The organism is Kineococcus vitellinus (assembly GCF_009906315.1).
Classification (GTDB): Bacteria; Actinomycetota; Actinomycetes; order Actinomycetales; family Kineococcaceae; genus Kineococcus; species Kineococcus vitellinus.
Genome location: NZ_JAAALL010000152.1, coordinates 1 through 10,723 on the forward strand (window position 1 = coordinate 1; position 10,723 = coordinate 10,723).

General features: G+C 74.9%; 8 protein-coding genes. All 8 read right to left on the bottom strand.

Annotated elements, in window-relative coordinates; translation table 11 throughout:
• Positions 1 to 155: 155 nt before the first annotated feature.
• Positions 156 to 1,406, bottom strand: coding sequence for an ROK family protein (locus GTQ99_RS13830; RefSeq protein ID WP_166616318.1), 1,251 nt, complete (start codon positions 1,404 to 1,406; stop codon positions 156 to 158).
• Between the two features lie 12 nt (positions 1,407 to 1,418).
• Positions 1,419 to 2,678: a sugar ABC transporter permease gene (locus GTQ99_RS13835; protein WP_166616324.1), complete on the bottom strand. Its 1,260-nt coding sequence runs from the start codon at positions 2,676 to 2,678 to the stop codon at positions 1,419 to 1,421.
• Positions 2,679 to 2,797: 119 nt separating this feature from the next.
• Positions 2,798 to 3,592: an ATP-binding cassette domain-containing protein gene (locus tag GTQ99_RS13840; protein WP_166616319.1), complete on the bottom strand. Its 795-nt coding sequence runs from the start codon at positions 3,590 to 3,592 to the stop codon at positions 2,798 to 2,800.
• An 82-nt stretch (positions 3,593 to 3,674) separates the two neighbouring features.
• The gene (locus GTQ99_RS13845; protein ID WP_166616320.1) at positions 3,675 to 4,766 is read right to left on the bottom strand and encodes a sugar ABC transporter substrate-binding protein; all 1,092 of its coding nucleotides are present in this window, start codon (positions 4,764 to 4,766) and stop codon (positions 3,675 to 3,677) included.
• A 210-nt stretch (positions 4,767 to 4,976) separates the two neighbouring features.
• Complete coding sequence (locus GTQ99_RS13850; protein WP_205707461.1) at positions 4,977 to 5,804, bottom strand: metallophosphoesterase; 828 nt, start codon at positions 5,802 to 5,804, stop codon at positions 4,977 to 4,979.
• On the bottom strand, positions 5,801 to 7,792 hold the full coding sequence (gene pknB, locus GTQ99_RS13855) for a Stk1 family PASTA domain-containing Ser/Thr kinase (RefSeq protein WP_166616321.1): 1,992 nt from the start codon (positions 7,790 to 7,792) through the stop codon (positions 5,801 to 5,803). Before pknB ends, GTQ99_RS13850 begins: the two co-directional genes overlap by 4 nt.
• An 18-nt stretch (positions 7,793 to 7,810) precedes the next feature.
• On the bottom strand, positions 7,811 to 9,271 hold the full coding sequence (locus GTQ99_RS13860) for a penicillin-binding transpeptidase domain-containing protein (RefSeq protein WP_166616322.1): 1,461 nt from the start codon (positions 9,269 to 9,271) through the stop codon (positions 7,811 to 7,813).
• Positions 9,268 to 10,641: an FtsW/RodA/SpoVE family cell cycle protein gene (locus tag GTQ99_RS13865; protein WP_166616323.1), complete on the bottom strand. Its 1,374-nt coding sequence runs from the start codon at positions 10,639 to 10,641 to the stop codon at positions 9,268 to 9,270. Before GTQ99_RS13865 ends, GTQ99_RS13860 begins: the two co-directional genes overlap by 4 nt.
• Positions 10,642 to 10,723: the final 82 nt, after the last annotated feature.

The window sequence follows — 10,723 nt, forward strand, 5'->3', positions numbered from 1 at the left end:
GGGGAGCTGCCCGTGGGGCCGTGCGTGCTCGCCCCGCGCGGGGCGGACCGCGCGCTGCTCGGGCTGCTCGCGCAGCTGGCGCCCGGGCGCGGCTGAGGACCGGTCCGCCCGTCACGCCCGGTCCGCGCCCGGTCCCGGCGGGGTCCCGCCCGGGGTCAGCCCTGCAGCACCGGGTGGCGCTCGGCGCCGCCGGCCACCAGCCCCAGCGGGTCCTGCAGCAGCGGGGTGAACGCCAGCTCCGCCGCGCCGAGCACGGTGGAGCCCTCCCCGAGCGCGGAGGTGCGCACCGCGATGCCGGCGCGCATGGCGGGCATGACGAGGCGGTCCACCCACGGCAGCACGTCGTCGGCCAGCTCCGGCCACAGCCGGTGCCACAGCCCGTCGCCGAGGACGACGGCCTGCGGGTCGAACAGGTGCACGATGTTCGCCAGCCCGCGCGCGAAGGCGCGCGAGAGCTTGTCACGGGTGCGGCGCGAGACGACGCCGCCGGCCGCCAGGCGCTGCAGGACGAGGTCGGCGATGTCGGGGGCGTCGCCGTCCAGGCCGAAGGGCTCCGCCCACGCCCCCGCGAGCGTCTCGCTCTCCCAGCAGCCGCGGCTGCCGCAGCGGCAGGGCCGCCCGTCGGGGTCGACGCTCATGTGCCCGACCTCCCCGGCGTACCCGCGGCGCCCCGTCAGCGGGTGCCCGCCGGTGAGCACGCCACCGCCGAGGCCGTACGTGCCGCACAGGTAGACCACGTCGCTCAGGCCCGCGGCCGCCCCGCGCCGGTGCTCGGCGATGAGCCCGAGGTCGGCGTCGTTGGCGACGTCGACGCGCCGGCGGGCGCCGGTGCGCTCGTGCAGCGCGGCCGCGGCGAGCGCGCCGAACGGCGCGTCGCGCCAGCCGAGGTTGGGGGCGTGGGCGATGGCCCCGTCCCGGGTGCGCACCAGGCCGGGGACGGCCAGGCCCACGCCGACGAGCAGGTCGGGCGGGGACTGCGCGAGCAGGTCGGCGGCGGCGTCGGCCAGCAGCGCCGCCGCCCGCTCGGGGCTGGGCGGGGCGGAGGTGGCGACGGTGCGCCGGCCGCGGACGGCGCCGCCGAGGCCGACCCGCACGACCTGCACGGCGTGCACGTCGACGTAGCCGGCCAGCACCTCGGCGCCGCCCTCGCGCGGGCGCACCTCCAGCGAGGGACGCCCCACCCGGCCGGGGGCCTGGTCGGCGGGGGGCCGCTCCACGAGCAGCCCCGCGTCGGCGAGGGAGCCGACCAGCGCGCCGATCGTGGAGCGGTTCAGCCCCAGCTCCCGGGTGACCTCGGCGCGGGTGAGCGCCCCGCGGGCGTGGACGAGGCCCAGCAGCGCGGAGAGGTTGTGCCGGCGGACGTCCTCCGTGCCCCGCCCCCGCGGTCCCGCCGCCGCCCCGTCCACGTGCGCGTGCGCTCAGACGGCCGAGGACGCGCGGCGCCGGCGCGAGATGGCGTCGACCGTCGCGGCGAGCAGCAGCACCGCACCCGTCACGAGGTAGTTCACGTACTGCGCCTGACCCAGCAGCCCGAGGCCGTTGGCGATGGCCGCGATGACCAGGCCGCCGATGACGGCGTTGGAGACGCGGCCCTTGCCGCCGAAGAGGCTGGTGCCGCCGATGACGGCCGCGCCCACGCCCAGCAGCAGGGTGTTCGCACCGCCGGAGCCGGGGGCCACCGAGTTCAGCCGGGAGGCGTCGATGACGCCGGCCAGCGCCGCCAGCGTCGAGCCGATCATGAACACCGACACCCGGATCCCGCGCACCGAGATGCCCGCGCGGCGCGCCGCCTCGGGGTTGCCGCCGACGGCGTAGACGTGGCGGCCGTAGCGGGTGCGGCCCAGCAGCAGCGTCAGCAGGACGAGCAGGACGGCGATGAGCGGCACCGAGTAGGGGATGCCGGCCAGCTGGATGCTCGCCACCCGCGCGCGGTTCTGGCTCAGCACGGCGGTGACCGCGACCAGCACGGCCACGACCACGACCAGCCGCGCGAGCACCACGCCGACATTGTCGCGGGTCAGCCCGCGGCGGCGCTGACCGGCCCACCGGCCCAGGCTGACGGCCGCGTAGCCGAGCGCCGCGACGGCCGTGAGGACCCAGCCCAGCCACACCGGCACGTTGGAGTTGGCGATCGCGACGATGACGTCGTCGCGGACGGCGATCGTGCCGCCCTCGCCGATGAGGCGCAGCGTGATGCCCTGCACGCCGAGGAAGAACGCCAGCGTGACGACGAAGGAGGGGATGCCGACCCGGGAGACGAGCAGGCCGATGCAGGTGCCCAGCAGCAGGCCGGTGCCCAGCGCCGCGAGCAGCCCGAGGAACCAGCCGACCCCGCTCTCGCGCAGCACCAGCGCCATGACGGCGGCCGACGCGCCGCCCGCGACGCCCGCGGACAGGTCGATGTCGCCCAGCAGCAGCACGAACGTCAGGCCCATCGCGAGCACGATGATCGAGGAGGCCTGCACCAGCAGGTTCGCGATGTTGCCCGGGGTGGGGAAGGTGTCCGGGCGCAGCGCGGAGAACAGCACGAACAGCACGACGAGGCCCGCGATCGCGGGCAGGGAGCCGATGTCACCGCCGCGCAGCCGCGTGACGTAGGCCTGCACGCCCTCGCGGAACGTGGGCTCGGGAGCGGGCCGCGCCAGCGCGCTGCCGCCGGAGGCGGTGGCCCGGGTCAGCTCGGCGATGCGCTCGGCCTCGGTGGCGGCCCCGGTGGCGGGCCCGGCGCCCGGTGCGGCAGCGGCCGGTTCGGGGCCCTGGGGCGGACGGTGTCCGGTGGTCGACATGCGGGGTCTCCTCAGACCGGGGCGGAGGTGGTGGCGGGGGCGAGGCCGAGGTCCCCGGAGCGTCCCGCCGTGATGAGCTCGACGACCTGGCTGCTGGTGACGTCGCGGGTCCGCACGGTGGCGGCCGCGCGGCCCAGGTACAGGGCGGTGATGTGGTCCGCGACCTCGAACACGTCGTTGAGGTTGTGGGAGATGAGCACGACGCCCAGGCCGTTGTCGGCGAGCCGGCGGACCAGGTCGAGGACCTGGCGCGTCTGCGCCACGCCCAGTGCCGCCGTCGGCTCGTCCAGCAGCACGACGCGGGAGTTCCACAGCACGGCCTTGGCGATGGCGACGGTCTGGCGCTGCCCGCCGGAGAGGCTGGAGACCAGCTGGCGCACCGAGCGGACGGTGCGCACCGACAGGCTCGCCAGGGTCTGGCGCGCCAGCTCCTCCATCGCGGGCTCGTCGAGCAGGACCCCGCGGCGCTTCTCCCGGCCCAGGAACATGTTCTGGACGATGTCGAGGTTGTCGCACAGCGCGAGGTCCTGGTAGACGACCTCGATCCCGAGGTCCGCGGTGTCGCGCGGCCCGCCGATGGAGACGGACCTGCCCTCGAACAGGTAGTCGCCGGCGTCGATGGTGTAGATGCCCGCGATGCACTTCACGAGCGTGGACTTGCCGGCGCCGTTGTCGCCGACCAGCGCGGTCACCTCGCCGGCGCGGACGTCGAGGTCGACGCCGTGCAGGACCTGGACCGCGCCGAAGCTCTTGTCGATGCCCCGCAGCGACAGCAGGGGCGGGGTGTCGGTGGTGGGGGAACTCATGGACCTCTCCTGGGGAGCGCGGGGACGGCCCGCCGGGACCCCGCGGTGGGCGGGGTCCCGGCGGGTCGGTGGGGGTGTGCGGTCAGGAGATGCCGAGCTCGGTGCAGGCGGCGGCGAACTCGCCGGTGCACAGTTCCGAGGCCTCCACGAAACCGGCGTCCACGACGGTCTTGACCTCGTCGCGGGTGATGAGCTGCGGCTCGAGCAGGACGGAGTTCACCTGGCGGCCGCCGGTGCTGTCCTCGACCGTGCCGGTGGTCTTCGGCTCCTCGCCGTTGATGAGCGCGATGGCGATGTCCGCCAGCGCCTTCGCCTCCTGGTCCACGGGCTTGTAGACCGTCATGCACTGGGTGCCGGCGAGGATGTTCTGCAGGCCCTGGGTGGTCGCGTCCTGGCCGGTGACCGGGACCTTCCCGGCCAGGCCGTTCTTGGCGAGGATGGAGATCGCGGCGTTGCCGAGACCGTCGTTGGCGGCCAGGACGCCGTCGATGCGACCGCCCTGCTGGGTGAGCATCTGCTCGAAGATCGTGGCGGCCTGCTGGTTGTCCCACTCGGGGACGGACTGCTCGGCGACGACCTTGTAGTTCGCCATCGGGTCGAGCACGCTGTGCGCGCCGGCGGAGAACATGCCGGCGTTGTTGTCGGTGGGGGAGCCGTTGAGGTAGACGATGTTCTTGTCGCCGGGCCCGAGGCACTGCGCCAGGCCCTGGCCCTGCTGCTCGCCGACCACGGTGTTGTCGAACGAGACGTAGTAGTCGGCGGAACCGCCGAGGGTGAGGCGGTCGTAGTCGATCGTCTGCACGCCCTGCTTCTTGGCCTTGGCCTCGATCGCGGCTCCGGAGTCGGAGTCGAGGTTGACGATCGCGAGGACCTTGACGCCCTGGGTGAGCATCTGGTCGGCGATCGTCTGCATGTTCGAGGCGTCGCCCTGGGCGTTCTGGATGTCGGCCTCGATGCCGGCGGCGTCGAAGGCCTCCTGCAGCAGCGGGCGGTCGAACGACTCCCAGCGGGCGGAGGACTTGGTGTCCGGCAGGATCACGCCGACCTCGGCGGAACCGCCACCACCCCCGCTCTCGGAGGACGAGGAGGACGCTCCCGAGTCGCTGCCGCAGGAGGACAGCAGGAGCACGCTGGCGACACCGGTCGCGAGCAGGACAGAGGGTCGAACGCGCATGGATGCCCCTTCGCATCGACTCCCGGCGCTCCCGCGCGCCGGAAGTAAGTTGTGGCCGGAAACATATACCCGGCCCCCGCTCGGCGCAGCCGTCGTGACCGTGTTGTGACCCGGACGCGAGCGACCCCGGCCCGGGAGCCCGCGAGGGGCGTTCCGGACCGGGGTCGTGGACCGGGGTCGTGGAGCGGGGCGGCGGCGGCCGCGCGGGGCTCAGCGCGGCAGGCCGACCTCCGCGACGATCCTGTCCACGGTCCGCTCGTCGAGCACGAACAGCTCCTCGCCGTCGCCGGGCGTGGCGACGGTGAGGAACGTCCCGCGCACCCCCGCGTCGTCGACGTCCAGCAGCAGGGCGCCGCTGCCGCGCACGACGCGCTCGCGCCCGCGCGCCACGAGCACGTCGTTGCGGTTGGCGACGCCCGGGGCGACGAAGGCCGCGGTGCCCGAGGGCAGCGTGGCCGCGTACCCGTGGTGGTAGTGGCCGCTGAGCACGGCGCGCACGTCGGTGCCCTCCAGCGCGGCCAGCAGGTCCGCCGGGTCGCTCAGCGCGACCCCCTCGTGCAGGACGGTCGGCGCGGGCAGCGGGGAGTGGTGGACGACGACGAGGGAACCGCGCGGGGCGGGCGCCGACAGCTGCGCGCGCAGCCAGCCCAGCTGCTCGGCGCCCACGTGCCCGTAGCCCTTGCCCGGCACCGAGGAGTCCAGGACGAGCACCCGCAGGCCGTCCAGGTCGTGCACCGAGCGGGTCGGGCCGAGCACCCGCGTGAACCCCTCGCGCACGTCGTGGTTGCCCATCGCCCACACCACCGTCCCCGCGCCCCGGGCGGCGGCGAAGGCGCCGACGAGGTCGCGCGCGCTCTCGTAGGAGGCGGGGGTGCCGTCGTCGGAGACGTCGCCGGAGACCACGACGGCGTCCAGCGCGCCGACGCCCTCCAGCCCGGCGAGCACCTGCCGCAGCAGGGCCGTGGTGTCCACCAGGCCCGAGTGCAGGCCGCCGTCGGCCATCAGGTGGGTGTCGGACAGCTGCAGGATGCGCGTCACCGGTCCTCCTCCTCCTCGTCCTTCCCGCTCTTGCCGTTCCCGCCGCCCTCGCCGTTCCCGGCGCCCCTGGCCTCGCCGCGGGGCGCGGGCGCGCCCGAGGAACCGGCCGTCCCCTGCCCCGAGGGCTCCCCGGTGCCCGAGGCGCTCGGCGAGGACGTCGGGGAGTCCGTCGGGGAGTCCGTCGGCGAGGACGTCGGCGTCGGCTCGGCCGTCTGCTCGGGCGCCACGACGAGGTCGACGGAGGTGCCGACGTCCACGGACGTGCCCGCGGTGATGCTCTGGCTGACGACCGTGCCGGGCTCGCCGGAACCGGGGGCCCCGGTGGAGGTGTTCGTCGTCAGCCGCAGGCCGTTGAGCGCCTGCTGCGCCTCCGCGAGGCTCGTCCCGGTGACGTCGGGGACCTGCACCTGCCCGCTGGCCACGTTGAGCGTGATCGCCGTGCCCCGCTGCGCGGACGTGCCCGCACCCGGGTCGGTGGACACGACGGTGCCGGCGTCGGCGCTCGGGTCGGCGTCGGTCTCCACGACGTCGCCGACGCTGAAGCCGGCGTCCTGCAGGGCCTGGCGCGCCTGCTGCTGGGTCTGCCCGCCGACGTCGGGCACCTGCACGGCCGCCGGTCCGCTGGAGACGGTGACGGTCACGGTGCTGCCCGGGGCGGCCGCGGCGCCGGCCTGCGGGTCGGTGCCCACGACCTGCCCGGCGGGCACGGTGTCGTCCGCGGCCGGCACGAACGCCGGCACCAGCTGCACGGCCGTCAGCTCGGCGTTCGCCTCGTCCTGGGTGCGCCCGACGACGTCGGGCACGTCCACGGCCGTCGGCGAGGCCGTCGCGCTCGTGCCCGGGTCGCCGTCGCCGCGCGTCAAGGCGTAGCCGGCGCCGGCGACGCCCAGCACCAGCGCGAGGATGAGCAGCACCCACGGCCAGCGCCGGCGCGCCGGCGGCTCCGCGGGCACGACGTCGTCGTCCACCCGCGGCAGCGCGCCCGTCAGCGGCGCGGGCGGCGGGGTGCTCACCGGCGGGGTCACGGTCGTCGCCGCGGTCGGCGGGGCCGGGGCGAAGGCCGTCGTCGCGCCGGCGGCCGGGGCGAAGCTGGCCCCGCGCAGCGGACGGCCCTCGACCGCGCGGCGCAGGTCGTCGGCGAAGTCGGCGGCGCTCTGGTAGCGGTGCTCGCGGTCCTTGCTCAGCGCCATGAGCACGACGTGGTCGACGGCCGGCGGGATGTTCGCGGCCAGCGCCGACGGCGGCCGCGGCTGCTCGGAGACGTGCTGGTAGGCGACGGCCACCGGGGCGTCGCCGGTGAACGGCGGGCGGCCGGTGAGGATCTCGTAGAGCAGGCAGCCGGTGGAGTACAGGTCGCTGCGGGAGTCCACCTGCTCCCCCCGCGCCTGCTCGGGGGAGAGGTACTGCGCGGTGCCCATGACCGCGGAGGTCTGGGTGAGGGTGGCCGAGGAGTCGCTGACCGCGCGGGCGATGCCGAAGTCCATGACCTTCACCTCGCCCGCCGGCGTGATCATGACGTTGGCGGGCTTGATGTCGCGGTGGACGATGCCCATCCGGTGCGAGTACTCCAGCGCCCCGAGCACGCCCTCGGTGATCGACAGCGCCTCGTCGAGCGCCAGCGGGTGGTCGGTGCGCAGCATGTCGCGCAGCGTGCGGCCCTCGACGTACTCCATGACGATCCACGGCAGCTCCACGCGCCCGCCGCCGGTCTCGGTGGTCTGCTCGGCGCCGGTGTCGTAGACCGCGACGATCGAGGGGTGGTTCAGCCCCGCGGCGGCCTGCGCCTCGCGGCGGAAGCGCGCCTGGAAGGAGGGGTCGCGCGCGAGGTCGGAGCGCAGCAGCTTGACCGCCACGGTGCGCCCGAGGCGGGTGTCGCGGGCGACGTGGACCTCGGCCATCCCGCCGCGCCCCAGCAGGCCGCCGACCTCGTAGCGCCCGCCGAGCAGGCGTGGTGCCGCCTGCCCGGTGCCGGTCGATGCGTCCGTCACTGCTCTCCCCGTCCCTGCTCAGCCATCGAGCGCCGCCTCCATCACCGTCTTGGCCACCGGTGCCGACAGCCGCCCGCCGTACGCGCTCTCGGTCGAGCCGCCGTCCTCGATCACCACGGCGACGGCGACCCGGCGGTCCCCGTCGTCGGCCCACGAGGTGAACCACGCGTACGGCGGCAACCCGGCGCCGTGCTGCGCGGTCCCGGTCTTGCCGCCCACGTCGACCCCGTCGATCCTCGCCCGCGTGCCCGTCCCGGACTCCACGACCAGGCGCATCATGTCCTGCAGCGTCGAGGCGGTGCCCGAGCTGACGGCCCGGCCCAGCTCCTGCGGCGACGGCTCCTCGACGACGTCGAGCGAGGCGGCGTCGCGCACCCGCGCGACGAGGTTGGGCCGCATGAGCACCCCGTCGTTGGCGATGGCCGCGGAGACCATCGCGACCTGCAGCGGGGTGGCGACGTCGCTGCCCTGCCCGATCGCCGAGTAGGCCAGCAGCGGACCCGCCACGGCGTCGCCGAGCGGGTAGTCGCTCGTGGCCACCGGCGTCGGGATCGACAGCGACTGCCCGAACCCGAACTTCTCGGCCTGCTCGGCCAGCGCGTCCGCGCCCAGGGTCAGCCCCAGCGAGCCGAACGAGGTGTTGCAGGAGATGCGCAGCGCGTCCGCCAGCGACACCTGGTCGTTCGGGCCGCAGGCGGTGCCCTCGTCGTTCTTCAGGGTGTTCTGCGTCTGCGGCAGGTCCAGCTCCTGCGGGCCGGGCACGAGGGTGTCGGCGGTGTAGTCGCCGCTCTCCAGCGCCGCCGCGGAGGTGATGAGCTTGAACGTGGAGCCCGGCGGGTACAGCGACTGGGTCGCGCGGTTGACGAGCGGGTCGTCCTCGTCGCCGTTGAGCGCCGTCCACGCCTGCTGCTGCGCGTCGCCGTCGTGGCTGGCGAGCGCGTTGGGGTCGTAGCTGGGGCTGGAGACCATCGCCAGCACGTCCCCCGTGGCGGGGTCGAGGGCGACGACGGCGCCCTTGCGCCCGGCCAGCGCGTCCCACGCCGCCTGCTGCACCTTCGGCTGGATCGTCAGCTCCACCGAGGCCCCGCGCGGCTGCTCGCCGGTGAGCAGGTCCGACAGCTGCCGGTAGAACAGCTCGTCGGCCGTGCCGGAGAGCACGTCGTTCTCGGAGCGCTCGATGCCGTTCGTGCCGTAGCGCAGCGAGTAGTACCCGGTGACGGGGGCGTACAGCGGCCCCGCGGCGTACTGGCGCTGGTAGCGGTAGGGGTCGTCGACCTCGGCGCTGGAGGCGATGGAGGCCCCGCCGGCGACGAGGATCGCGCCGCGCTCGCGGCCGAACTCCGCGTACAGCTGCCGGCTGTTGCCGGGCATCGCGTTCAGCCGGTCGGCGCGCAGGAACTGGATCCACGTCGTCGAGGCGAACAGCGCGAAGAAGAGGAAGGCCATCACCAGGGACAGCCGGCGCAGGGGGCGGTTCACCCGGTCCTCACCACCTGCGTGACGCCCGTGTCGTCGCCGGGGCCGTTGCGGACCTCCGCGGCCGGGCGGCGGGCCAGGTCGGAGATGCGCAGCAGCAGCGCGACGACGATCCAGTTGGACACCAGCGAGGAGCCGCCCGCCGCCAGGAACGGCGTCGTCAGCCCCGTCAGCGGGATCACCCGGGTGACGCCGCCGACGACGACGAAGACCTGCAGCGTCACCGAGAACGCCAGCCCCGCCGCCAGCAGCTTGCCGAAGCCGTCGCGCACGCCGATCGCCGTGCGCAGGCCGCGCTCGACGAGCACCGCGTACAGGACGAGGACCGCGAACAGCCCAACGAGGCCCAGCTCCTCGCCGAGGGAGGAGTAGATGAAGTCGGAGTTGGCGTAGGGCACGGTCTGCGGGCGGCCTTCGCCCAGGCCGGTGCCCAGCAGGCCGCCGTTGGCCATCCCGTACAGGCCCTGGACGAGCTGGTAGCTGCTGCCGCTGCGGTTCTCCGGGGTGAAGGGGTGCAGCCAGATGTCCACGCGCTGCTGCACGTGCCCCATCGTCGACCAGGCGAAGACGGCGCCCGCGGCGAACATCAGCAGGCCCAGCACGATCCAGCTGACCCGCTCGGTGGACACGTAGAGCACGGCGACGAACAGGCCGAAGAAGAGCAGCGAGGTGCCCAGGTCGCGCTGCAGCACGAGCACGCCGACGCTGGCCACCCACGCCAGCAGGATCGGGCCGAGGTCGCGGGCGCGCGGCAGCTGCAGGAGGAGGACCTTGCGCCCGGTCAGGCTCAGGGCGTCGCGGTGCACGACGAGGTAGCCGGCGAAGAAGACCGCCAGCGCGATCTTCGCCAGCTCGCCGGGCTGGAAGGAGAACGGGCCGATGCCGATCCAGATGCGCGCGCCGTTCACCGTGCGGCCCAGGCCCGGCAGCATCGGCAGCAGCAGCAGCACCAGGCCCGCCACGGCCGCCGTCCACGTGTAGCGGCGCAGGATCCGGTGGTCGCGCAGCAGCACCAGCACCGCGCCGGCCGCGACGATGCCCAGCGCCGACCAGACGAACTGCCGCGGCGCCGCGGCGCCGTCCAGCGCCTCGTCGAGGCGGTGGATCATCACCAGCCCGATGCCGTTGAGCAGCGTGGCCACCGGCAGCAGCAGCGGGTCGGCGTGCTTGGCGCGCCAGCGCAGCACCAGGTGCAGCGCGATCGCGAGCCCGCCCAGCCCCCCGGCGTAGGCGAAGAGGTTCGGCGGCAGCGCGCCGTCGAGGGTGAGGCCGGTGACCGCCCACGCCCCGCCGGCGATGACGACGGCGAAGACGACGAGCAGCAGCTCCACGTTGCGCCGCGTGGTCGGGTAGACGGGCAGCACGGTGGCCATCAGCCCACACCTCCGCAGTCCTCGGGCGTCGCGGTCGGGGAGGGGGTCGGCGTGCTCGCCGGGGTGCTCGTCGTCTTCGCCG

What these genes read in the sequence shown, in the direction of transcription:
- GTQ99_RS13840 (WP_166616319.1), bottom strand. Translation starts at nt 3,592, where the DNA reads ATGAGTTCCCCCACCACCGACACCCCGCCCCTGCTGTCGCTGCGGGGC.
- GTQ99_RS13845 (WP_166616320.1), bottom strand. Translation starts at nt 4,766, where the DNA reads ATGCGCGTTCGACCCTCTGTCCTGCTCGCGACCGGTGTCGCCAGCGTG.
- GTQ99_RS13865 (WP_166616323.1), bottom strand. Translation starts at nt 10,641, where the DNA reads ATGGCCACCGTGCTGCCCGTCTACCCGACCACGCGGCGCAACGTGGAG.